This is a genomic window from Rhodococcus sp. ARC_M12, assembly GCF_022810385.1.
Classification (GTDB): Bacteria; Actinomycetota; Actinomycetes; order Mycobacteriales; family Mycobacteriaceae; genus Rhodococcoides; species Rhodococcoides navarretei.
Genome location: NZ_JALGQI010000001.1, coordinates 680993 through 703910, shown reverse-complemented (window position 1 = coordinate 703910; position 22918 = coordinate 680993). Strand labels below are relative to the sequence as shown.

Here is a 22918-nt window from a genome sequence, read left to right as displayed (position 1 = left end):
ACCGGTCCGACGGTGGGAAAACTGTTCGTCATCGAAGGAGTCGACGGAGCGGGCAAGAACACGCTCGCCCGTCGGCTCGTTTCGGCGTGGGAACGAGACGGTCTGACGGTCGTGCGCATCGGGTTTCCCCGGTACGACCGGTCGGTCCACGCCGATCTGGCCGCGGAGGCGTTGCACGGCCAGCACGGCGACACCGCGGGCAGCGTGCACGCGATGGCTCTTCTGTTCGCACTCGATCGCCGAGAGGCGCGCGAGGAGATTCGAGAATTGCTCTCGCACAACGACATCGTGCTGCTGGATCGGTACGTGGCGTCCAATGCGGCCTACACCGCGGCTCGGTTGGAGCAATCCGCCGACGGCGAGGCCGTCGAGTGGATCAGGTCACTCGAATTCGAGCGATTCCTCGCACCGATTCCCGACGTCCAGATCCTTCTCGACGTGCCCGTGGCGCTCGCCGCCGAGCGAGCCGCGGCTCGCGAGAGCGCGGACGTCGCTCGCACCCGGGATGCCTACGAGCGGGACGGCTCGCTGCAGAGCCGAACCTCGGCCGCGTACGGTCTGCTCGCCGACTCGAACTGGGTGTCGCCGTGGCGGATCGTCACTGCCGACGTCGATCCCGATCGACTCGCCGCCGACTTGTTCAATCAGCCATCAGGCGTGCGGAAAGTGACACCATAGGACCATGAAGCCTCGGATTCTGGTTGTGGACGACGATTCGGCTCTGGCGGAGATGCTCACCATCGTGTTGCGCGGTGAGGGATTCGAGCCCTTCGTGGTCGGCGACGGCACTCAAGCACTGGCGGCCGTGCGCGAGAACCGGCCGGACCTGGTGCTGCTGGATCTGATGCTTCCCGGCATGAACGGCATCGACGTGTGTCGGGTCCTGCGAGCCGATTCGGGCGTGCCGATCGTGATGCTGACGGCCAAGACCGACACCGTCGATGTCGTGCTCGGCCTCGAGTCCGGCGCCGACGACTACATCATGAAGCCGTTCAAGCCCAAGGAACTGGTCGCGCGAGTGCGCGCGCGTCTGCGCAGGACCGAGGACGAGCCGGCCGAATTGCTGTCCATCGCAGACATCGTCATCGACGTGCCTGCACACAAGGTCAGTCGGGGCGACGAACTGGTCTCCCTCACCCCGCTCGAGTTCGACCTGCTCGTGGCCCTGGCCCGCAAGCCTCGCCAGGTGTTCACGCGAGAGGTGTTGCTCGAACAGGTCTGGGGCTACCGCCACGCGGCCGATACCAGACTGGTCAACGTGCACGTACAGCGTCTACGCGCGAAGGTCGAGAAGGACCCGGAGAACCCCGAGGTGGTGCTGACCGTGAGGGGGGTCGGCTACAAGGCCGGACCGCCGTGATCCGTCTCTCCCATTCTCGGCGGCGGATCAACGGCAAGTTCTCACCCCTACTGCGGTGGTTCCGTTCGCTGAGTACGTCGCTGGGTCATGCCTGGCGACGTTCACTGCAGCTGCGCGTCGTCGTATCGACGCTGACGCTGTCCCTGGTGGTCATCCTCATCCTCGGTGTGGTGTTGACCAGCCAGATCACCGATCGACTCCTCGAAGCGAAACTGTCCGCTGCCACCGAGGAACTCGACCGTTCGCGCACCACCGTCGAAGGCAACCTCGCCGGTGCCGACGATTCGAGCGGGCTCGCGACACGCCTCGAACGAGCAAGAGCCGCTCTGACCAACCAGGATCTGGACGCCGCGTCGACCACCGGTTCGGCGGGGTCGTTCGATCCGGTCCTGATCGTCGAGGGCGACGCCACCCGCGCCGAGGCGTCGGTCGGTCCCGTTGATCAGATCCCGAACAGTCTGCGCGACTTCGTCAAGAAGGGCCTGATCAGCTCTCAGTACGCGACGGTGACCGACAGCGACGGCGGATATTCCGGATCCGCGCTGATCATGGGATCACCCACCGGATCCGACATCTCCGCCCTGCAGCTGTATCTCATATTTCCGTTGGCCAGCGAGGACCGCACTCTCTCGCTCGTGCGTGGCACGTTGTTCATCGGCGCTGTGGTGCTCCTGGTACTGCTCGCAGCGATTGCGATGCTCGTCGCGCGCCAGGTGGTTCTGCCCATTCGATCGGCATCGAGAATCGCGGTGCGCTTCGCCGACGGCAGGCTCAAGGAGCGCATGCCGGTTCGCGGTGAGGACGACATGGCCAGACTGGCGATGTCGTTCAACGAGATGGCCGAAAGCCTGTCCAAGCAGATCACTCAACTCGAGGAGTTCGGCAACCTGCAGCGCCGATTCACCTCCGACGTCAGCCACGAACTGCGCACCCCGTTGACCACCGTGCGGATGGCCGCAGACCTCATTCACGACGCCAGCGACGACCTGGAGCCCGCACTCAAGAGATCCTCGGAGCTGCTGGTCAACGAGCTCGACCGATTCGAGACCTTGCTCGGTGACCTGCTCGAGATCAGCCGCCACGACGCAGGCGTCGCCGAATTGGCCGCCGAACAGCTCGACCTGCGCATGTGTGCCCGAGCGGCGGTGTCGACCGTGCGACACCTGGCGCGCGAGACCGGTACCGAAGTGATCGTCGACATGCCCGAGACCGCAGTGATCGCCGAGGTCGACCCCAGACGGGTGGAACGAATTCTGCGGAATCTTCTGGCCAACGCACTCGATCACGGAGAAGGCAAGCCGGTGCTGTTGCGGCTTCGCTCGGACGCCGACGCGGCAGCATTCGTGGTGCGAGACCAGGGAATCGGTCTGCGTCCCGGCGAAGAGAAGCTGGTGTTCAACCGGTTCTGGCGCTCGGACCCCTCCCGCGTTCGCAGGTCCGGCGGCACCGGGCTCGGTCTGGCGATCAGCGTCGAGGACGCCCGCCTGCACGACGGTAAGCTCGAAGCGTGGGGTGCAGTAGGCGAAGGCGCATGCTTCCGACTCACAGTGCCGCTCGTTCGCGGGCACAAGGTGATCGGCTCCCCACTGCCCCTCAAGCCCAGCACCAAGAAATACGCTCAAGGACAACCGATTCCCGCTATCACCGCACAGAAGACGTCCGCGTCGGAGCCCGCGACGTGATCCGACCGACCGGTCGTGGCGCTCGCGTGCTGGCCGTCTGGGCGCTCGTTGTCGCGCTCGCCAGCGGGTGCGCCAGCCTTCCCGAATCGTCGAGCCCGCAGGCCATCGGCACGTTGACCGCCGGTGCCGTGCCCACCAGCGCTCCGGCCCCCGAACCCGGACGCGAGCCGGATCGGTTGCTCGACGATTTCTTCGAGGCCAGCGCCGTCTCTTCCAACAGGCATCAGGCCGCGCGGCAGTTTCTCACGGCAGAGGCGTCGGCAACCTGGGACGACGGCGCACGCACGGTGGTCGCCGACCGGATCGACACCCTGTCCGGGCCGCGCACCACCGACACCGCGCAGTTCACGATCCGGTCGACGACGGCCGGAATGCTCGCTTCCGGCGGCGAGTACCAGGCAGGCTCGGACACCTTCGACGCCGCGTTCGAGCTGAAGCGGGTGGACGGTCAGTGGCGCATCTCGAAGTTACCGCCGGGCGTCGTCATCGATCGATCCGCGTTTCTGAACACCTATCAGCAGCGCTCCCTCTACTTCGTCGATCCGCTCGGTGGCGTGCTCGTGCCCGATGTGCGGTGGACCAGCGGATCGCAGGACCAACTCGCCAATCAACTCGTGCAGCTGCTCATCGACGGACCGAAGTCGGCGCTGTCGGCAGCGGTGAGCAACGAACTCTCCGACGACGTGAGTATTCGAGGTCCCATCACCAAGGCCGACGGTCAGACCTCCCAGGTGGGGGTGGGGCTCGGCGGAATCAAGATCGACTTCGGCGGCCTGCAGAACAAGGGCGACCGTGATCGGGAACTACTCGCCGCTCAGGTGATCTGGACCCTGGCCTCGGCCGAGGTGCCAGGTCCTTACGTGCTGCTCGCGGACGGTCAACCGATCGATACGACCAAGCCCGACGGGTGGACGACAGCAGGCGTCGACTCGTTCGATCCGCTCGGCAGCGCCGACGACAGCGTCGGACTGCACGCACTGGCGTCCGGCACGTTGCTCCGCGTCGACGAGGCGGAGACCACGCCCGCTCCCGGGTACTTCGGGCAGGCCCGTAACCTGCGCTCGGTGGCGCTGTCCAACGACGGCACCCTCGTGGCCGGTGTCGCGGACACCGGACGGCCGGCCCCCGCGCCGTCGAGCACGCTCATGGTCGGCGATTACGACGGCGGCGCGTTCCCGGTGGCGGAGGGTCAATCGATCACGCGGCCCACCTGGGGAGCCGATGACAACGCGGCCTGGGCGGTGATCGACGGCACCAACGTCATCCGAGCGGCCCGCGATCCCTCGACCGGCCAGGTATCGGTGATACCGGTCGAGGCCACCGCAGTCACGACTCTCGGCAACCGGATCACCGAACTGCGACTGGCCCGCGACGGAGTGCGCGCAGCGCTCATCGTCGACGGCGTCGTGTACGTGGCAACGGTGGTGCGCGAGCCCTCGGGTGTGTACTCGTTGACCGAGCCGAGGGCCGTGGCGATCGGACTCGGCAGCGACGCCACGAGTTTGGACTGGAGTACCGGCGACACCATCGTGATCGCGCGGGTCGCCACCGACACACCGGTGGTGCAGGTGACCGTCGACGGCTCCCGGATGGACGCGCTGCCTTCGCGCAACCTGACCACTCCGGTGTTGGCGGTCGATGCGTCCCCGGAGACCGAGTACGTCGCCGACGCGCGGGCGGTCTTCGCTCTCAACAACGCCGATCCGGTCGGCGACCGGTACTGGCGCGAGGTCACCGGTCTGGCCGGGGTGAAAGCAGTGCCGATTCTGCCCGGCTGAGGTCGGCCGCAGATGCGTGTCGGTGGGTCCGGGCAGACTCCGGGTCCATGCGGACACTCCTCGATCTGGTGCTGCCCCTCGAATGCGCCGGGTGCGGTGCGCCGGGGGAGTCGTGGTGCTCGGTGTGTTCAGTGGCTCTCTTCGTCCCGCCCATCGCCGTTCGTCCGCGTGTCGATCCCGGTGTGCCGTGCTGGTCCTTGGGCACGTACAGCGGGCCGCGGCGCACCGGTGTCATCGCGCTGAAGGAGCGAGGTCGACGGTCGGTGGCCCGGCCTTTCGGGCGAGCGCTCGCCGAGGCCGTCGGACATCTACGCGAGGCAGGTGAGATCGATCCACCCGAACTGAGTTCGCTGATTCTGATCTGCGCGCCCTCTCGGGCTCGTGCGGCGCGCGCTCGCGGGGGCGATCCCGTTCTGAAATGCGCTCGAATCGCTGCCGAACAGTTGGCACCGGAGCAAGTGCTCGTTCCCGAGTTGCTCCGCATGAGCGGCGGAGTCCGCGATTCGGTCGGACTGTCGGCCGGGCAACGTCAGCACAACGTGGCGGGCCGAATCGAGGGCGTCGGGGTGGTACGTCCTCGATCCGACGCACGGGTGGCGGGGTCGACGGACTTCACGGTTCTGCTGATCGACGATGTCATCACCACCGGCGCAACGTTGGCCGAATCGGCAAGAGTGCTAACCGGTTTCGGAGTGCCGGTGGCCGGCGCACTGGTGGTGGCCAGTGCGTGACGGCGAGTTGGGGGGACACGCCGACAACCAATTCGGTGTGAACGGTGGCACACGAGTCGATGACCGACTAACGTCGCGGACACGCACCGACTGGACCAGATGTGAGGTGATGCCCCGGACTCGAGATGCCGGAAGGTTCCCCATTCGGCATGAACACTTGCCACGTCCAACAGTGGGCGTGGCCGATATCGGGAGGTACGCGTGACGACCCCTTCACAAGCCTCGGTTTTCTTCGACGAGAAGCCCTCGGAAGAACCCGCCAAGAGTAATGCGGACGTTGTGGTCAAGGGCCGCAACGTCGAGATTCCGGATCACTTCCGGATATACGTCTCCGAGAAATTGGCTCGCCTCGAGCGCTTCGATCCCTCCATCTACCTGTTCGACGTCGAACTGCAACACGAACGAAATCGCCGCCAGGCCAAGGCATGTCAACGCGTGGAGATCACCGCGAAGGGCAAGGGCCCGGTCGTTCGAGCCGAAGCGTGCGCCGACAGTTTCTACGCCGCACTCGAAGCGGTGACGTCGAAACTCGAGAGCAGACTCCGGCGTACCAAAGACCGTCGCAAGGTCCACTACGGCGAGAAGAGACCCGTCTCCGTCGCCGAGGCCACTGCCGAGCTCGCGGAGGACGACGCGCTTGCACTCGATCCCGAAACGAAACTCGACTCCTTCGAGGACGATCAGAGCGGCCCCGGTCACATCGTGCGGACGAAGATCCACTCGGCTGCACCGATGAGCGTCGACGACGCCCTGTACGAAATGGAGCTCGTCGGCCACGATTTCTATCTGTTCCACGACAGCGCAAGCGATCGCCCCTCGGTCGTGTACCGACGGCACGCCTTCGATTACGGCTTGATCAGACTCACCTGACCCGACCGCCCGGGGCGGCATGATTCGTTCGCCGTCCGTGAAATCTTTCCAACGCTGCAGGCTCGACACCGGAGACTCGATCCCCACGTCGGGCCTGCAGTGCTGTGTCGGCGTGATCGCCGGTCGCGTACCGGCGATGTCGGGTGACCGTGAGTCGGGCTGCCGGGTCCGCAGCGACACCGCCTACCATGGACGCGTTCGGGTTACCCGCCGCGCACAAGCCGTGGTGCCGACCCGTGAGCTCGTGCAGTATCCAGTGTTGTTCGAGAAGCAGTCTTTTTCGTGCAGCAGTGTTGTTCGTACCAGTACCCCTGAACCGAGGATCGAGGACGAGAAAGCCCGTGCCGTCGCTGTCGTTTTCCAAGCTGCTCCGTGTCGGTGAAGGTCGCATGGTCAAGCGGCTCAAGAGCATCGCCGACCACGTCTCAACCCTGGCTCCGGACGTCGAGAGCCTCTCCGACGACGAATTGCGCGGCAAGACCGCGGAGTTCAAGGAGAGGTACTCCGCCGGTGAGACCCTGGACCAGCTCCTGCCCGAGGCATTCGCCGTGGCCCGTGAGGCGTCCTGGCGAGTGCTCTCGCAGCGACACTTCGACGTTCAGGTCATGGGCGGTGCCGCCCTGCACTTCGGCAACATCGCCGAGATGAAGACCGGCGAGGGCAAGACACTGACGTGTGTTCTCCCCGCTTACCTCAACGCCATCTCGGGCGAGGGTGTACATGTGGTCACGGTCAACGACTACCTCGCCAAGCGTGACTCGGAGTGGATGGGCCGCGTGCACCGTTTCCTCGGTCTCTCGGTCGACGTGATCCTCTCCGGCATGACGCCGGTGCAGCGCCGCGCAGCGTACGCCGCCGACATCACCTACGGCACCAACAACGAGTTCGGCTTCGACTACCTGCGCGACAACATGACGCACTCGCTCGACGATCTCGTGCAGCGGGGCCACAACTTCGCCGTCGTCGACGAGGTCGACTCGATTCTCATCGACGAGGCCCGTACTCCACTGATCATCTCGGGACCGGCCGACGCGTCGAGCAAGTGGTACGGAGAGTTCGCCCGTATCGCACCGATGCTCAAGGTCGACACCCATTACGAGGTGGACATCCGCAAGCGCACCATCGGTGTGCACGAGGCAGGCGTCGAGCTGGTCGAGGATCAGCTGGGCATCGACAACCTGTACGAGGCAGCCAACTCGCCGCTGGTGAACTACCTCAACAACGCGATCAAAGCGAAAGAGCTCTACACCAAGGACAAGGACTACATCGTCCGCGACGGCGAGGTCATCATCGTCGACGAGTTCACCGGCCGCATCCTGGTAGGACGCCGCTACAACGAGGGCATGCACCAGGCGATCGAGGCCAAGGAGAAGGTGGAGATCAAGGCCGAGAATCAGACTCTTGCCACGATCACGCTGCAGAACTACTTCCGCCTCTACGACAAGCTCTCGGGCATGACGGGTACGGCCGAGACCGAGGCTGCGGAGCTCCATCAGATCTATGGTCTCGGCGTCATTCCGATCCCGACGAACCGTCCGATGGTCCGCGTGGACAACGGCGACCTGATCTACAAGACAGAAGAGGCCAAGTTCGACGCGGTCGTCGACGACGTGGTCGAGCGGCACGGGAAGGGGCAGCCGGTCCTGATCGGTACCACGAGCGTGGAGCGCTCGGAGTACCTGTCGAAGCAGTTCACCAAGCGCGGCGTCGCGCACAATGTGCTCAACGCGAAGTTCCACGAGCAGGAAGCGACGATCATCGCCGAGGCAGGTCGTCAGGGCGCGGTGACCGTCGCGACCAACATGGCCGGTCGTGGCACCGACGTCGTACTGGGTGGCAACCCGGACATCCTCGCCGACCTGAAGCTGCGCAAGCAGGGGTTGGATCCGGTCGAGACCCCCGAGGAGTACGAGACGGCGTGGGAGCCTGCTCTGGAAGAGGTCAAGGCGCAGGTCAAGGCCGATGCGGACACCGTGCGCGAGGCCGGGGGACTGTACGTTCTCGGTACCGAGCGCCACGATTCGCGCCGCATCGACAACCAGCTTCGAGGCCGCTCCGGTCGTCAGGGTGATCCGGGCGAATCGCGCTTCTACCTCTCGCTCGGTGACGAACTGATGCGCCGTTTCAACGGCGGCGCACTCGAGTCGATCATGACCCGGCTCAACCTGCCCGACGACGTCCCGATCGAAGCCAAGATGGTGTCCAAGGCCATCAAGAGTGCTCAGACCCAGGTCGAGCAGCAGAACTTCGAGATCCGCAAGAACGTGCTCAAGTACGACGAGGTGATGAACCAGCAGCGCACCGTCATCTACGAGGAGCGCCGTCGCATCCTCGAAGGGGCCGACATGGAGGGCCAGGTCGAGGGCATGATCACCGATGTGATCACGGCCTACGTCGACGGTGCGACGGGCGAGGGCTACGTCGAGGACTGGGATCTGGAGCAGTTGTGGACGGCGCTGAAGACCCTCTACCCGGTCGGTATCGACCACAAGGTGCTCGCCGGCGAGAACGAGGACGGCGAGAAGGGCGATCTGAGTCGCGACGAGCTGCGTGAGGCACTGCTGGAGGACGCGCGCTCCGCGTACGCCAACCGCGAGGCAGAGATCGACGGCATCGCAGGCGAGAACGGAATGCGAGAGCTGGAGCGCCGAGTCCTGCTGTCCGTCCTCGACCGCAAGTGGCGCGAGCACCTCTACGAGATGGACTACCTCAAGGAAGGCATCGGCCTGCGTGCGATGGCGCAGCGCGACCCCTTGGTCGAGTACCAGCGCGAGGGTTACGACATGTTCCAGGGCATGCTCGACGGCCTGAAGGAGGAGTCGGTCGGCTTCCTGTTCAACCTCCAGGTAGAGGCGACCCCGGCTCCGGCAGGGCCCGCGGCCTCCGCGGGGCTCGCCGTGGCTCCGGGACTGGCCTCTCCGATGGGCACCGGCCGCCCGGCCGCGACCCCTGCAGCTGCACCTGCAACGACCGGCACGGCACCCGCTTCTGCGGCACCCGCTCCTTCGGCTCCCGCTCCTTCGGCTCCCGCAGTCCCTTCCGCTCTGCGGGCGAAGGGTCTCGACGAGCAGGACGAGCAGAGACTGACCTTCTCCGGGCCGGCCGAGGGCGGCGGAACCGACGTTCGGAGATCGGAACCCTCCCGGTCCGCCGGCGAGTCCGCGGCGGAGGGAACCCGTCGGGAGCGCCGAGAAGCGGCGAGGACGCAGAACAAGGCACCGAAGAAGGCCGCTCGCTCCAAGCGCAAGAAGTAGCGGTCGTGGGTCGCGTCGCTGCACGAGGACGCGACCCTCATCCCACGCGCAGCGAGGTGACCGTCCATCCGGGACGGCGCGGGTCGATGGCCAGCTCGATTCGGCCGGCGAAGGCGAACATCCGTGGTCCACGGGTGTACGAGCCGAAGATCTCTGCGGACACATCCGACTGATAGGCCACGTGTACTCGACGTACCGCGGCAAATCCGAGCCGCCGTCCCGGTGGCGGATTGCGCACGATGGTCCGCACCAGATCGATCATCGAGGTGGTGAACAACGGCGAGAGCTGATCGGCACTGCGTCGTCGATCGATCACCTCGATCAGCATGCGCATGGCGCGGTCAGCGGTAGCCCTCGCATCGGCAGGTACCGGCGGCCGGCCGGGAGGCTCGGTGCGCCGTCGAGAACGGTTGCTGCGCACCGTCGCTCGGTGCCTGACCGGCGTCGGTTCGGTGGTGGTCGCTGGATCCCACGTGTGCACTGCCCCGGTGGCGAGCGGTGGCTCGAACGGAGCGGCACGCGAGAGGAAGCAGTGATGTTCGGCGCGGAGCCGGGCGACCGACCCGGATATGTCCGGGCTCTCGGGCGGGTCGTTGGATTCGATGACGCTCACACCGACATTGACGGTCCCGGACCGCGATCGGTTCCCCCGGAACCGACGAAACACACGCGACACGGTCCTCGAACGGCCCCGCGACCGACATTCGTCCGCCACGTACTCTAGGTTCGAGCACACCGCGCGCTCGGCCACAGGAATCGGCGCGTACTTCATGCGAGGACGGGGACCGGAACACGAGATGGCGACCAGGCTGACAGCGCAGGATGCGTCGTTCTACTTTCTCGAGGCCAGCAGCAGTCCTATGCACCTCGGCTCGCTTGCCATCTTTCGGACCCCACGCAGTGGTTTCAGCTACGACCGTCTGTTGACGTTGGTCGAGCAACGACTGGCCTTGGTTCCCCGGTATCGGCAGAAGGTTCGCGAGGTTGCCTTCGGACTGGCCCGGCCGGTCTGGGTGGACGATGCGGACTTCGACATCACGTATCACATCCGACGTTCGGCGCTGCCCAAGCCGGGATCGGACGAACAGTTGCACGATCTGATCGCGCGATTGACATCTCGCCCACTCGATCGCACTCGGCCGCTCTGGGAGATGTACTTGGTCGAGGGGCTCTCGAAGAACCGCTTCGCCATCTTCACCAAATCCCACTCTGCGTTGGTCGACGGCGAGCACGCACTCGACATCGGTCAGGTCATCCTGGACGCGAGCAAGAATCCGCCGCCGATGGCCGAGGAACTGTGGATGCCTGCGCGGGCACCCAAGGATTCGGCTCTCGTCATCGACGCTCTGACCGAGTTGGTGGTGCGCCCGGGCGAGAGCATCGAGGCCTTGCGCGGCGCGGTGCACGGTGTGGCAGGTGTCGCGGGCGAGGCGCTGCGTGCCGCAGGGAAGGTCGCGGCGGTGCTGCGCACCGCAACTCAGAGTGCGCCGTCGAGTCCGCTGAACGCCCCCATCTCGCGAAACCGGAGGTTTGCGGTCGCCAAGACCGAGCTCGCGGACTATCGCAGAATCCACAACAGATTCGACTGCTCGATCAACGACGTGGTGCTCGCCGTCGTCACCGGCGCACTGCGCAACTGGCTGCTCTCGCGGGGCGAGCCCGTCACTGCCTCGTCCACCGTGCGGGCCATGGTGCCGATGTCGGTGTACGTCTCCGCAGATCGTGTCGGTTTCGTGGAAGCGACGGACCGGCCGGCCGAACCGACCGAGGACGATCGCAGCGAGGTCTCGTCGTTCCTCGTCGACCTGCCCGTCGGTGAATCGAATGCGGTGGTGCGGCTCTCGCACATCGCGCACGCCACCGAGGCACACGCCAAGCAGAGTCGGGGTGTCACCGCGCAGACGCTGATGCGTATCTCCGGATTCGCCCCCGCAAGCCTGCACGCCATGGGTGCGCGGGCCGGCAGCCGGCTTTCTCAGCGGGTGTTCAATTTGATCGTGACCAACGCTCCCGGGCCCCAGTTTCCGCTCTACGTCGGCGGTGCGCGCATGCTCGAGATGTATCCGGTGTCGCCGCTGTTCGAGAACCAAGCGATGAGTATCGGGTTGACGTCGTACGACGGATACGTGTTCTTCGGGCTCAATGCCGATCGAGGTGCCATGCCGGACGTGGATGTGGTGACGGCGTTGCTGCACGAGGCGCTGGAAGAGTTGGTCGACGCCAGTAACGAATCGAGAGTGTGAGGTCTTCTGCAATGCGTGTCTACGTTCCGGCGACGTTGGAGTTCCTGAAAGTGTTGTCGGCGGAGGGCGAGTTCAGCCCGGTCTCACGCACCGCCTTCGCGGTGACCCCGACGCTGCGTGAGGCGTACTCCTCCGGCGACGACGAGGAGCTCGCCGAGGTAGCGATGGGGGAGGCAGCGCGCGCCTCCTTGAGACTGATCGCTGCTGCGGTCGACGACGAGGCGGACACCGGGACGGTTGCCGAGGGCGTGGTGTACCGGCGGGCCGTGATCGCAGCCGACGTCGACGACCCGACCCTGCGACCCGACCTCGACGACGCCGTCGTCCGATTGAAGGAACCGTTGCGGATGGATCAGGTCGCGTCGGTTCACGTCGATCTCGAAGGGGCCGAATCGGTGGTTGCCAAGGCCGTTGCGGCCGTCGACGCCGCAGACATGGGTGATGCGGATGCCGAGTTCGTCCTCGGGGACGCAGAGGACCACACGCTGGCGTGGTACGCCCCGCAGGAGCTTTCTTTTCTGCTCGAATTGCTCTGATTCGCCACCCGGCGGAGGTGACCCTGCCCCGAACCTACGGTAGCGTAACCTCGATGACCACAAGCGGATCGGTTTCTCGATCGAGGGGATGGAACACCCGATGGATCTGAAGAAGTGGCTGGAGGCTCCGGCTGCCGGTGTATCGGCACCCAAGCGTCCGAGGCTGAACATGGTGCGTGGTGCTTTCACTCGCATCACCACTCCCTTGTTGCCCGACGACTATCTGCATCTTGCGAACCCACTGTGGTCCGCTCGCGAACTCCGCGGCCGCATCGTGCGAGTGGAGAAGGAAACCGCAACGGCGGTGACGTTGGTGATCCAGCCCGGGTGGGGCTTCAATTTCGACTACCAACCCGGTCAGTACATCGGGATCGGCTTGCATCTCGGCGGACGGTGGCATTGGCGGTCGTACTCGTTGACCTCGCCACCGAACTGGGAAGACAAGCTGATCTCCATCACGGTGAAGGCGATGCCCGAGGGCTTCCTGTCCTCGCACCTCGTCGGCGGCGTACCGCAGGGAACCATCGTTCGACTCGCCGCGCCCAAGGGCAATTTCGCGCTGCCCGTACCGCCGCCGAACAAGATCTTGTTCGTCACGGCAGGCAGCGGCATCACCCCGATCATCTCGATGCTGCGCGCGTTGGATCGGCACGGTGACATGCCCGACACGGTGCACATCCACTCGGCGCCCACCGAGGACGAGGTCATGTTCGCCGCCGAGATCGCCGCGCTGGAGAAATCTCACCCCAACTTCACCTCGCATGTGCAGCTCACGCGATCGGACGGCAAGTTCGCACTGGCCTCTCTCGACGAGCTGTATCCCGACTGGCGCACGCGCGACACCTGGGCGTGCGGGCCCGCTGCTCTGCTCGAAGAAATCGAGAAGACCTGGAAGCGCGAGGGAATCGAGGACCGGCTTCACCTGGAGCGGTTCGAGATCTCGCGCGCCGACACCTCCGGTGCAGGCGGCACCGTCACGTTCTCCAAGTCGGACAAGAAGACCACCGTCGACGGCGCGACCAGTCTGCTCGAAGCCGGCGAGAACGTCGGCGTTCAGATGCCGTTCGGCTGCCGGATGGGTATCTGCCAGACGTGTGTGGTGCCGTTGACGGCAGGGCACGTGATCGACCTGCGTTCCGGCAAGGAACACAGTGAGGGCGACCGCGTCCAGACGTGCATTTCCGCAGCTGCGGGCGACTGCACATTGGAACTGTAGGTCTGTTTTTCGCACACTGCCTTCTCAGGCTGTTCGGTTACGCTTACGTAGGTTGCCCACGTCGATACCCGATATTTCGGGCACTGCACTCAACTGTTGGAGGACCCGGTGGCCATCACCGACATCAAAGAGTTCGCTCATCTCAGCGAAGCGGACATGGAAGCGTTCGGTCGTGAACTGGATGCGATTCGTCGAGACGTAGAAGACAGCCGCGGCGAGCGCGATGCCGCCTACATCCGTCGGACCATCAGGCTGCAGCGGCTGCTCGAGCTCGGTGGCCGCGCGGTTCTGCTCGGCAGCAAGTATCGGCCGGCCTGGATCGCAGGCACGGCGATGCTCAGCGTCGCCAAGATCATCGAGAACATGGAACTGGGCCACAATGTGATGCACGGGCAGTGGGACTGGATGAACGATCCGGAGATTCATTCCACCTCGTGGGAGTGGGATCAGACCGGACCGTCCGAGCAGTGGAAACGCGCCCACAACTACTCGCACCACACGTACACCAACATCGTCGGCATGGACGACGACATCGGCTTCGGCATCCTGCGGATGACTCGCGACGAGCCGTGGAAGCCGATCAACCTCGTGCAGCCGCTCGCCAACATCGTGCTCGCCACCACCTTCGAGTGGGGCATCGCGCTGCACGACTACGACGCGCAGAAGCAGTTGGACAGCGAGGACGAGAAGGGTCTGCTGAAGTCTCCGGCGAGCCGCGCCTTCGCGCGCAAGATCGCCAAGCAGGTCGGCAAGGATTTCGTCTTGTTCCCGGCGCTGTCCGGCCCGTCGTGGAAGTCCACGTTGACTGCCAACGCGACGGCCAACCTCGTCCGGAACCTGTGGGCGTACGCGGTGATCTTCTGCGGTCACTTCCCCGACGGGGCAGAAAAGTTCACGATCGGGCAGTTCGAGACCGAAACACGACCCGAGTGGTACCTGCGTCAGATGCTCGGCAGTGCGAACTTCGAAGCCGGTCCGGTCATGGCGTTCATGAGCGGCAACCTCTGCTACCAGATCGAGCACCACATGTTCCCGGATCTGCCGAGCAACAGGTACTCGGAGATCGCCGAGAAGGTGCACGCGCTGTGCGAGAAGTACGACTTGCCGTACACCACAGGGTCACTCGGCAAGCAGTACCTGCTTGCGCTGCGAACGATTCACAAGCTGTCGCTGCCCGACTCGTGGTTGCGTGCCACGTCCGACAACGCTCCCGAGACGTCCTCCGAACGGCGATGGCGCGTCGGCGATTCGCCCGCAGTCCATGCGCTCCGCATCGATCCGCTCACCGGACAACGCCGAGGTCTTCGTTCGGCAATGCAGGAGGCGCGCGTGAGCTTGCGCAACGCCAAGAAGGAAGCCAAGCGTCAAGCCAAGGCTCTGCGTCGCTCGGGTGACCGCGTTCGGTTGTGAATCGTCACACAGATTTCCGCCGCTAACCTACGGAACCGTAAGTTACGATACGGTAGGTGACGGAATTGCACATGGCCTGATACGCGAGCTGTGTGTTCACGACTGCCAGGAGGTTGTTTCCCATGGCGATTACGGACGTCAAAGAGTACGCGCATCTGACCGATGCCGACATCGAGGCGTTGGGCCACGAGCTCGACTCCATCCGGCGTGACATCGAGGCGTCCCGCGGTGAACGCGATGCCCGGTACGTAAAGAACACCATCCGACTCCAGCGTTCGCTCGACATCGGTGGCCGAGCCGTGCTGTTCGCGAGTCGTCGGCGTCCGGCGTGGCTGGTCGGTACCGCCATGCTCGGGGTTGCCAAGATCATCGAGAACATGGAGCTCGGGCACAACGTCATGCACGGCCAGTGGGACTGGATGAACGACCCGGAGATCCACTCCACCTCGTGGGAGTGGGACAACACGGGGCCGTCGGCTCACTGGAAGCAGACGCACAACTTCATCCACCACAAGTACACCAACGTGCTCGGTATGGACGACGACGTCGGCTACGGCCTGCTCCGCGTCACCCGCGATCAGCGGTGGAAGCCATTCAACATCGGCAACCCCGTCTACAACCTGCTGCTGCAGTTGTTCTTCGAGTACGGAGTTGCGCTTCAGCACCTCGAACTGGGCAAGGTTGCCAAGGGTCGAGTGCCCCGCGAAGAGTTCGAGCAGAAGCGGCGCGAGGTGCTCGAGAAGGTCGGCAAGCAGATCGGCAAGGACTACATCCTCCATCCGCTGCTGACCGGGCCCGCGTGGAAGAGCACGCTGACGGCGAACATCGTCGCCAACATGATGCGCAACGTGTGGACCAATACCGTCATCTTCTGTGGTCACTTCCCAGACGGCGCGGAGAAGTTCACCAAGTCCGACATGGAAGGGGAGACGCAGGGGCAGTGGTACCTGCGTCAGATGCTCGGCAGCGCGAACTTCAATGCCGGTCCCGTCATGGAGTTCATGAGCGGCAACCTGTGCTACCAGATCGAGCATCACCTGTTCCCGGACCTCCCCAGCAATCGCCTGCGGGAGATCAAGGTTCGAGTGCTCGAGTTGGCGGAGAAGTACGACCTGCCGTACACGACGGGTTCGATCGTCCACCAGTACTTCTTGTCCTGGCGAACCATCGCGAAGCTGTCGCTGCCGAACAAGTACCTCAAGGCCACCAGCGACGACGCACCCGAGACCGCGTCCGAGCGTAAGTGGGCCGACGCGCCGGCAGGCCTGTTCACCGTCGATCCCGAGACCGGTAAGCGTCGCGGTCTGCGCACCGCAATCGCAGAAACGAAGAAGCGCAAGGGAATTCGCAGGCTGGTCGGAAAGGCCGCGTAAGCTCTGCACCGAATTCGAGCCTGGTGGCAACCGACCCCGAGTGGGTGGTTGCTACCAGGCTTCGTTCGTTCGAACGGCTTCGAGCAGCAGACGCACCGCGGCAACGCGTCGAGCCGCGTCTCCGGTGAGTGCGTCGAGGGCGCATTCGGGATCTGCCGGTGGGCCGAGGTGCGTGCATCCTCGGGGGCAGTTCTCGATCGTGTCGGCCAGATCGGAGAACGCTGCGACGACGTTCTCGGGGGAGATGTGCGCCAATCCGAACGACCGGATGCCGGGGGTGTCGACCACCCAGCCGCCGTCGGGGAGCGGTAGCGCCACCGACTGAGTCGAGGTGTGACGACCCTTTCCGACGCCCGAGACCACTCCGGTGGCGCGGTAGGCGTCGGGCACCAATCTGTTGACGAGCGTGGACTTCCCGACGCCCGAATGTCCGATGAGCGCGGTCACCTTGTCGGTGAGCATGGCCGTCAACTCCGTGAGGTCCTCCGATTGCCCCGCCAGCACCACCGGGACGTCGAGATCGGAGAACGCAGCGGTGAATTCCTCGGGGTCGGCAAGATCGCTCTTGGTCAGGCACAGAACGGGTTCGAGCCCGCCGACGTACGCGGCCACCAGTGCTCGCTCGACGAAGCCGGTGCGCGGTGGTGGGTCTGCGAGCGCGGCGACGATGAGCAGTCGGTCGGCATTGGCCACCACGACGCGTTCGAACGGGTCGGTGTCGTCCGCGGTGCGGCGCAGCACCGTTCGCCGTTCGGCCACGCGCACGATTCGGGCCAGAGTATCGACCTTGCCCGACAGATCTCCGACGATACCGACTTCGTCGCCCACCACGATCGGGGTTCGGCCCAGTTCGCGGGCCCGCATCGTCACGACCGGCCGAGACGGGTCACCGTCGAGTACGCAGCCCCAGCGGCCGCGGTCGACGGACACCACCATGCCGGCTTCGGCGTCGTTGTGTTCGGGTCGAGTCTTGGTGCGGGGACGCGAACTCTTGCCCGGCCGGATGCGGACGTCGGACTCGTCGTACCGGCGCGCGGTCAGGAGCCGACCCCGGTCGGTGCGGGTGCGGACAGCATTGCGTCCCACAGCGTCTCGAAGCCGGGGAGGGTCTTGGCCGTCGTGCCGATGTCGTCCACTTCCACGCCGGGCACACGCAGTCCGACGATCGCACCCGCGGTGGCCATGCGGTGGTCAGCATAGGCGTGCCAGACGCCGCCGTGCAGCGGTGCCGGATCGATTCTGATGCCGTCGTCGGTTTCGACCGCGCGCCCACCCAGTCGAACTATCTCGGTGGTCAGCGCCGCAAGGCGATCGGTCTCGTGACCACGCAGATGGGCGATGCCGCGCAGGATGGACGGCCCTTCGGCGAGAGTGGCGAGCGCCGCAACCGTCGGGGTCAACTCGCCGACGTCGTGAAGATCGAAGTCGATGCCGCGCAACGTATCCGGGCCCTCGACGGTCAAGATGCCTGCGGTGAGGTCGACGCGCGCGCCCATCCGGGTGAGGATCTCCCGGAAGACGTCACCGGGCTGGGTGGTCGTTTCGGGCCAATTCGGTACGCGCACGATGCCTTTCGTCACCACTGCCGCAGCGAGGAAGGGGGTGGCGTTGGACAGATCCGGCTCGATGTTCCACTCGACGGGCGTCACCGGTCCTCGGTGCACGCGCCAGGTGTTCGCGTCACCACCGGTATCGGGTGTATCGACTCGGACGCCCGCCCGTCGCAACATATCGACCGTCATGTCGATGTGGGGCATCGACGGGACGGGCTTGCCGATGTGGTGGATTTCGATGCCCTCGTCGAATGCCGCTGCGGAGAGCATCAGACCCGACACGAACTGAGAGGAGCCGGAGGCGTCGATGTCCACCGAACCTCCGCGCAGCGAACCGGTGCCCCGCAGCGTGAACGGCAGCGCACTGCCGTCGATATCGGCTCCCATTGCGCGCAGCGCGTCGAGGATCGTGTCGAGTGGACGAACACGCGCCTGCTCGTCGCCGTCGAACGACACCTCGCCGTCGGCCAGTGCGGCCAGAGGCGGTACGAATCGCATCACGGTGCCCGCCAGCCCGCACTCCACAGCGCCGCCGTGCAGCGGTGCAGGGTTCACCCGCAGTGTCGTCCTGTCGTCTTCGGCAGCGATGATCTCGATTCCCAGCGTCGTCAGGGCGTCGATCATGAGGTCGGTGTCACGGCTGCGCAGTGCACCGGTGATCGTCGACGATCCGGTGGCGAGCGAGGCAATGATCAGAGCGCGATTGGTGATCGATTTCGACCCGGGCAGAGTGACTGTCGCGTCGACGGGTGCGACGGCGGCGGGTGCTGTCCAATTGCTCACCTGTCCATCTTCTCTCATTCGGTATCAGCGCGCGGCGATGGGCGCGGATACGGCACTCGTGAGCCGCACCAGATCGGCTGGTGCGAGTTCGATTTCCAGTCCGCGGCGACCTCCACTGCACAGAATGGTTTCGAAACCGAGAGCCGAGACGTCGATCACGGTGGGCAGGGATTTGCGTTGGCCGAGAGGCGAGATCCCGCCGAAGACGTACCCGGAGGAGCGCTCGGCGGCAGCCCGGTCGGCCAGCGTGAGCTTCCTAGTGCGCAGAGCGGCTGCCGCGGCCTTGAGTGAGAGCAGTGCCGTCACCGGGACCATCGCCACCGCCAGCGAGCGATCTGCACGTTCCACGACGAGCGTCTTGAAGACCTGTTCGGGAAGAACACCGAGCCGCTCGACGAGTATCTGGGCCGCCTCCTCGCCGTACGACTGGCTTCGCGCATCGTGATCGTACGAATGCACGGTGTGCGCCACCTTTCGCGCGGTGAGCACGGCCAGAGCGGGTGTGGACGCAGCCATCAACGGGACTCTAGTGACCGCCCGGGAACATGGCGGCAGGCAGCTGTGTTGTGTAACGACAGATACGGATGCAGGCGGAAGGAATGACGAATGGCAGTGCTGACCGCGGGACGTCCCCTCGCATTGAAGGGGGTGATCTCTTCGCAGAAGCCGACTTCGGGCGCGGTAGCCTGGGCGGTGGAAGCTACCGAAGGGATCAGCGTGACAAAAGCCAGCAATCCCGTCGCTGCATCGGACGACGAGAAGGCGATCGCGGAGCAGAGAGCGGCCGAAACCGAGGCACAGTTGACCGAGCGCTTCGAGCGCGACGCGCTGCCGATGCTCGATCAGCTCTACGGCGCAGCTCTGCGGATGACGCGTAACCCGGCCGACGCCGAGGACCTGGTTCAGGAGACGTTCGTGAAGGCGTACTCGGCTTTCCGGTCGTTCCGAGAAGGGACGAACCTCAAGGCGTGGCTGTACCGAATCCTGACCAACACCTACATCAACTCCTACCGCAAGAAGCAGCGTCAGCCGGCTCAGTATCCGACCGACGAGATCAGCGACTGGCAGCTCGCCGCCACCGCCGAACATACGTCGACGGGTCTGCGATCGGCCGAGGTCGAGGCCCTGGACGCGCTGCCGGACGACGACATCAAAGCAGCGCTGCAATCGCTCCCCGAAGAGTTTCGGATGGCTGTGTACTACGCCGATGTCGAGGGATTCCCGTACAAGGAGATCGCCGAGATCATGGGTACTCCCATCGGTACCGTGATGTCGCGTCTGCACCGCGGACGCAAGCAACTGCGGGGACTGCTGGCAGGCGTCGCGCGCGAGCGTGGATTCAACCGGGACGGCGCGGTCGACCGGCACGAGCAGGAGGTAGTCCAGTGACGGGCACCGAGAAGACCGACGACGGTGACGCACAGTTCGAGCGTCTCGACTGTTCCGCAGTGATCGCTGACGTGTGGGTGATGCTCGACAACGAGTGCGACGAAGCCAGCCGATCTCGTCTGCAGAAGCACATCGACGAGTGCGGATCGTGCTTCGAGGCATACGGGATCGAAGAGAAGGTCAAGCGATTGATCTCACGCAAGTGCGGAGGAGACCAAGCACCGGCCGGACTTCGCGAACGACTCAGTGTCGAGATTCGTCGAACCGTGTTGATTCGCCAGACCGACTCCGAGTAGTCGCAGGCGGTACAACGACGAGGGGCCGAGAAGCAGTCGCTTCTCGGCCCCTCGCGGCTTGTGGCAAACCGTCAGCTGTTCGGACGTTTGCCGTGGTTGGCCTTGTTGCCCTTACGAGCACGCTTCTTACGTCCACGCTTTCCCATGATGGGCTCCTCTCGTTTGTTCACTACAGTCTCCCACGTGTGATTGGCTTACTGTGACGGGCCTGGTCTCCGATGGGTGCCCAGCGCAGTTCGTGGTGACGTGAGAGAGGGGTTCGCCGATGTCCGAGGACGTTCGCGCGGAGATGGTGTCCACGGTATTTCAGGTGGTCGTGGCCCGAGGCGACGCCGTCGAGGTCGGTGACACCCTCGTGATCCTGGAATCGATGAAGATGGAAATTCCCGTGCTGGCCGAGACGGCAGGCACGGTCACGTCCGTGGACGTTGCGGTCGGCGACGTCATTCAGCAGGGCGACCTCATCGCCGTCGTGTCCTGAGCACGGGCCACCTGAGATCTCGTGTCGACCCTCAGTGACCTGCTGGCCGAACACACCGACCTTCCCGGCGTCGCGGTCGACCATCTGCAACGCGTCGTAGGTGAGTGGCAGCTGCTGGCCGATCTCTCGTTCGCCGACGTGCTGTTGTGGGTGGGCACCGACGATGTGTCCAGTGGGACCGCCGACGTGCTGTGCGTGGCCCAATGTCGACCCACCACCGCGCCGACGGTCTTCACTCACGACATCGTGGGCACGACGATCTCCGAGTCGGAGCACCCGGACGTGATGGTGGCACTGCAGCAGCGCGAGATCGTTCGCGGAGGCGTCGTGACGCGGACCGAGAGCATCCCGGTGCGGTGCGGAGAGCACGTCATCGCGGTATTGACCCGTGACACCAATCCGGCCCAGCTACGACCGCCGAGCGCGCTCGAGGTGGCCTACCGAGAATGTGCCGACGACCTGTGTCTGATGATCAGTGAAGGGACCTTTCCCACCCCGGAAGAGCGCACCGATGTGAACTCGTCCCCGCGGGCAGGCGACGGTTTCATTCGAATCGACACCGAGGGACGGGTGGACTACGCCAGCCCCAACGCACTCTCGGCGTACCACCGGATGGGGTTGACGACGGAGCTGTCCGGGCGAGATCTGGCCTCGGTGACCCGGTCGCTGGTCACCGACCCCTTCGACTCACAGGAGGTGGCCGACCACATCAGGTCGTCGCTCAGCGGCAACGTCGGCCATCGTATGGAGGTCGACGCCCGCGGTGCCACCGTCCTCGTGCGCACTCTGGCCCTGCAGCCCCGGGGCAGGTCGACCGGTGCGGCCGTGTTGATCCGCGATGTCACCGAGGTGAAGCGTCGGGACCGCGCTCTGCTCAGCAAGGACGCGACCATCCGGGAGATCCACCATCGGGTGAAGAACAACCTGCAGACGGTTGCCGCGCTGTTACGCCTACAGTCGCGTCGCCTCGAGAACGAGGAAGCGCGAACTGCGTTGTCGGAATCCGTCCGTCGGGTGACGTCCATCGCGCTGGTGCACGAGATGCTGTCGATGTCGGTGGACGAGGAAGTGGACCTCGACGAGATAGTCGATCGACTGGTGCCGATCATGCTGGACGTGGCGACGGTCAATCCGCGGGTGCGTGTGACTCGCGACGGCAAGCTGGGAGTCTTTTCGGCCGAACGCGCGACGCCGTTGGTGATGGTGCTCACCGAACTCGTGCAGAACGCGATGGAGCACGGGTTCGACGCCGGATCGGCCGGTGTCGTCCGGATCAGCGCCGACCGTTCCGCGAAATGGCTCGACGTGGTCATCCACGACGACGGGCGTGGGTTGCCCACCGGGTTCTCCCTGGAGCGCTCGGACGGACTCGGACTGCAGATCGTGCGCACACTGGTCTCGGTGGAGTTGAACGGATCGCTCGGCGTGCACCCGGCGGCGGGTGGGGGAACCGACGCGATGTTGAGGGTTCCTCTGGGGCGGCGCGTGCCGAGGCCGTGATGCACGTTCGGTGAACAGTGCGTGACGCGCTCTCCGGTGGTCCCTGGCACGCAGAAGGCCCGGTACCCCTGACGGGTACCGGGCCATACCGATTGCTGCGTAAGCGTCCTAGACGGAGCTGCGTGCGCGCGTACGTGCGTTGCGTCGCTTGAGTGCACGGCGCTCGTCTTCACTCATTGCGCCCCATACTCCTGCGTCCTGGCCGGATTCGAGTGCCCAGGACAGGCATTCAGCGGTGACGGGGCACCGAGTACAGACGACTTTGGCATCGGCGATCTGCGCGAGCGCCGGACCACTGTTTCCCACCGGGAAAAATAGTTCCGGATCTTCATCGCGACAAATAGCCTTGTGGCGCCAGTCCATCCTCTGCTCCTTACCGGGCGCCGAAGCGCCGTTTCGTTTCTCTTCTGTTCACGAGTGGGTAACCAATGTTTCCGCACTGTTGCTTGTGAATGCTTTCACG

The 22918-nt window shown here is 65.0% G+C and carries 22 protein-coding genes; 16 read left to right on the top strand and 6 right to left on the bottom strand.

Annotated elements, in window-relative coordinates:
* The first annotated feature begins 12 nt into the window (after positions 1-12).
* From MTX35_RS03295 to secA, 7 genes are all read left to right on the top strand, one after another.
* Positions 13-678, top strand: coding sequence for a dTMP kinase (locus MTX35_RS03295; RefSeq protein ID WP_243593545.1), 666 nt, complete (start codon positions 13-15; stop codon positions 676-678).
* A 4-nt stretch (positions 679-682) separates the two neighbouring features.
* Entirely contained in the window at positions 683-1360 is a 678-nt protein-coding gene (gene mtrA / locus MTX35_RS03290) for an MtrAB system response regulator MtrA (RefSeq protein ID WP_027496508.1), read from the top strand.
* Positions 1357-3042 carry an MtrAB system histidine kinase MtrB gene (gene mtrB, locus MTX35_RS03285; RefSeq protein WP_243593544.1) on the top strand — a complete coding sequence of 562 codons (1686 nt, stop codon included), beginning with the start codon at positions 1357-1359 and terminating at the stop codon, positions 3040-3042. The genes mtrA and mtrB overlap by 4 nt, the downstream gene beginning before the upstream one ends.
* Positions 3042-4820 (top strand): MtrAB system accessory lipoprotein LpqB, encoded by a 1779-nt coding sequence (gene lpqB / locus MTX35_RS03280; protein ID WP_374230231.1) that lies wholly within the window; start codon positions 3042-3044, stop codon positions 4818-4820. Before mtrB ends, lpqB begins: the two co-directional genes overlap by 1 nt.
* 47 nt (positions 4821-4867) lie before the next feature.
* On the top strand, positions 4868-5551 hold the full coding sequence (locus tag MTX35_RS03275; protein WP_243593543.1) for a ComF family protein: 684 nt from the start codon (positions 4868-4870) through the stop codon (positions 5549-5551).
* 201 nt (positions 5552-5752) lie between these two features.
* A complete protein-coding gene (gene hpf / locus MTX35_RS03270) occupies positions 5753-6421 on the top strand; it encodes a ribosome hibernation-promoting factor, HPF/YfiA family (protein WP_243593542.1) in 669 nt (222 codons plus the stop codon).
* Positions 6422-6762: 341 nt separating this feature from the next.
* Complete coding sequence (secA, locus tag MTX35_RS03265) at positions 6763-9675, top strand: preprotein translocase subunit SecA (RefSeq protein WP_243593541.1); 2913 nt, start codon at positions 6763-6765, stop codon at positions 9673-9675.
* Positions 9676-9712: 37 nt separating this feature from the next.
* Here the strand turns inward: secA and MTX35_RS03260 are convergent, their stop codons facing one another.
* Entirely contained in the window at positions 9713-10288 is a 576-nt protein-coding gene (locus MTX35_RS03260) for an Rv3235 family protein (RefSeq protein WP_243593540.1), read from the bottom strand.
* 184 nt (positions 10289-10472) lie between these two features.
* On the opposite strand from MTX35_RS03260, the gene MTX35_RS03255 reads away from it, so the two are divergent.
* From MTX35_RS03255 to MTX35_RS03235, 5 genes are all read left to right on the top strand, one after another.
* Positions 10473-11918: a wax ester/triacylglycerol synthase family O-acyltransferase gene (locus MTX35_RS03255; RefSeq protein ID WP_243593539.1), complete on the top strand. Its 1446-nt coding sequence runs from the start codon at positions 10473-10475 to the stop codon at positions 11916-11918.
* A gap of 11 nt (positions 11919-11929) precedes the next feature.
* Positions 11930-12454, top strand: a complete 525-nt coding sequence (locus tag MTX35_RS03250) for a hypothetical protein (protein ID WP_243593538.1) — start codon at positions 11930-11932, stop codon at positions 12452-12454.
* A gap of 100 nt (positions 12455-12554) precedes the next feature.
* A complete protein-coding gene (locus MTX35_RS03245) occupies positions 12555-13670 on the top strand; it encodes a ferredoxin reductase (RefSeq protein ID WP_243593537.1) in 1116 nt (371 codons plus the stop codon).
* Between the two features lie 108 nt (positions 13671-13778).
* On the top strand, positions 13779-15080 hold the full coding sequence (locus tag MTX35_RS03240) for a fatty acid desaturase (protein ID WP_243593536.1): 1302 nt from the start codon (positions 13779-13781) through the stop codon (positions 15078-15080).
* A gap of 122 nt (positions 15081-15202) precedes the next feature.
* Positions 15203-16453, top strand: a complete 1251-nt coding sequence (locus tag MTX35_RS03235) for a fatty acid desaturase (protein ID WP_243593535.1) — start codon at positions 15203-15205, stop codon at positions 16451-16453.
* A 51-nt stretch (positions 16454-16504) separates the two neighbouring features.
* Here MTX35_RS03235 and rsgA read toward each other — a convergent pair whose 3' ends face one another.
* The 3 genes from rsgA to ybaK are packed head-to-tail and all read right to left on the bottom strand — an operon-like array spanning position 16505 to position 19308.
* A complete protein-coding gene (gene rsgA, locus MTX35_RS03230; RefSeq protein ID WP_243593534.1) occupies positions 16505-17539 on the bottom strand; it encodes a ribosome small subunit-dependent GTPase A in 1035 nt (344 codons plus the stop codon).
* Positions 17491-18807, bottom strand: coding sequence for a 3-phosphoshikimate 1-carboxyvinyltransferase (aroA, locus tag MTX35_RS03225; protein WP_243593533.1), 1317 nt, complete (start codon positions 18805-18807; stop codon positions 17491-17493). The genes rsgA and aroA overlap by 49 nt, the downstream gene beginning before the upstream one ends.
* Positions 18808-18813: 6 nt before the next feature.
* Entirely contained in the window at positions 18814-19308 is a 495-nt protein-coding gene (gene ybaK, locus MTX35_RS03220) for a Cys-tRNA(Pro) deacylase (RefSeq protein ID WP_243593532.1), read from the bottom strand.
* A gap of 87 nt (positions 19309-19395) precedes the next feature.
* Here ybaK and MTX35_RS03215 point away from each other — a divergent pair, with 87 nt between their 5' ends.
* Together MTX35_RS03215 and rsrA are read left to right on the top strand one after the other, a co-directional pair.
* Positions 19396-20178, top strand: a complete 783-nt coding sequence (locus tag MTX35_RS03215; RefSeq protein ID WP_243593531.1) for a sigma-70 family RNA polymerase sigma factor — start codon at positions 19396-19398, stop codon at positions 20176-20178.
* A complete protein-coding gene (gene rsrA / locus MTX35_RS03210; protein ID WP_308198099.1) occupies positions 20175-20474 on the top strand; it encodes a mycothiol system anti-sigma-R factor in 300 nt (99 codons plus the stop codon). The genes MTX35_RS03215 and rsrA overlap by 4 nt, the downstream gene beginning before the upstream one ends.
* Before the next feature lie 71 nt (positions 20475-20545).
* On the opposite strand, the gene MTX35_RS26240 is transcribed toward rsrA, so the two are convergent.
* Positions 20546-20620, bottom strand: a complete 75-nt coding sequence (locus MTX35_RS26240) for a 50S ribosomal protein bL37 (protein WP_370878772.1) — start codon at positions 20618-20620, stop codon at positions 20546-20548.
* Between the two features lie 119 nt (positions 20621-20739).
* Here MTX35_RS26240 and MTX35_RS03205 point away from each other — a divergent pair, with 119 nt between their 5' ends.
* Complete coding sequence (locus MTX35_RS03205; RefSeq protein WP_008717734.1) at positions 20740-20955, top strand: biotin/lipoyl-binding carrier protein; 216 nt, start codon at positions 20740-20742, stop codon at positions 20953-20955.
* A 21-nt stretch (positions 20956-20976) separates the two neighbouring features.
* Positions 20977-22455: a sensor histidine kinase gene (locus MTX35_RS03200; RefSeq protein ID WP_243593530.1), complete on the top strand. Its 1479-nt coding sequence runs from the start codon at positions 20977-20979 to the stop codon at positions 22453-22455.
* Between the two features lie 108 nt (positions 22456-22563).
* Here MTX35_RS03200 and MTX35_RS03195 read toward each other — a convergent pair whose 3' ends face one another.
* Positions 22564-22818: a WhiB family transcriptional regulator gene (locus MTX35_RS03195; protein ID WP_032366305.1), complete on the bottom strand. Its 255-nt coding sequence runs from the start codon at positions 22816-22818 to the stop codon at positions 22564-22566.
* Between the last annotated feature and the right edge of the window lie 100 nt (positions 22819-22918).

Excerpts from the sequence above, each read along its gene's own strand:
- mtrA (WP_027496508.1), top strand. The coding sequence starts at position 683 with ATGAAGCCTCGGATTCTGGTTGTGGACGACGATTCGGCTCTGGCGGAG.
- MTX35_RS03275 (WP_243593543.1), top strand. The coding sequence starts at position 4,868 with ATGCGGACACTCCTCGATCTGGTGCTGCCCCTCGAATGCGCCGGGTGC.
- MTX35_RS03255 (WP_243593539.1), top strand. The coding sequence starts at position 10,473 with ATGGCGACCAGGCTGACAGCGCAGGATGCGTCGTTCTACTTTCTCGAG.
- MTX35_RS03250 (WP_243593538.1), top strand. The coding sequence starts at position 11,930 with ATGCGTGTCTACGTTCCGGCGACGTTGGAGTTCCTGAAAGTGTTGTCG.
- MTX35_RS03245 (WP_243593537.1), top strand. The coding sequence starts at position 12,555 with ATGGATCTGAAGAAGTGGCTGGAGGCTCCGGCTGCCGGTGTATCGGCA.
- MTX35_RS03235 (WP_243593535.1), top strand. The coding sequence starts at position 15,203 with ATGGCGATTACGGACGTCAAAGAGTACGCGCATCTGACCGATGCCGAC.
- aroA (WP_243593533.1), bottom strand. The coding sequence starts at position 18,807 with ATGAGAGAAGATGGACAGGTGAGCAATTGGACAGCACCCGCCGCCGTC.
- MTX35_RS03215 (WP_243593531.1), top strand. The coding sequence starts at position 19,396 with ATGGCAGTGCTGACCGCGGGACGTCCCCTCGCATTGAAGGGGGTGATC.
- MTX35_RS03205 (WP_008717734.1), top strand. The coding sequence starts at position 20,740 with ATGTCCGAGGACGTTCGCGCGGAGATGGTGTCCACGGTATTTCAGGTG.
- MTX35_RS03195 (WP_032366305.1), bottom strand. The coding sequence starts at position 22,818 with ATGGACTGGCGCCACAAGGCTATTTGTCGCGATGAAGATCCGGAACTA.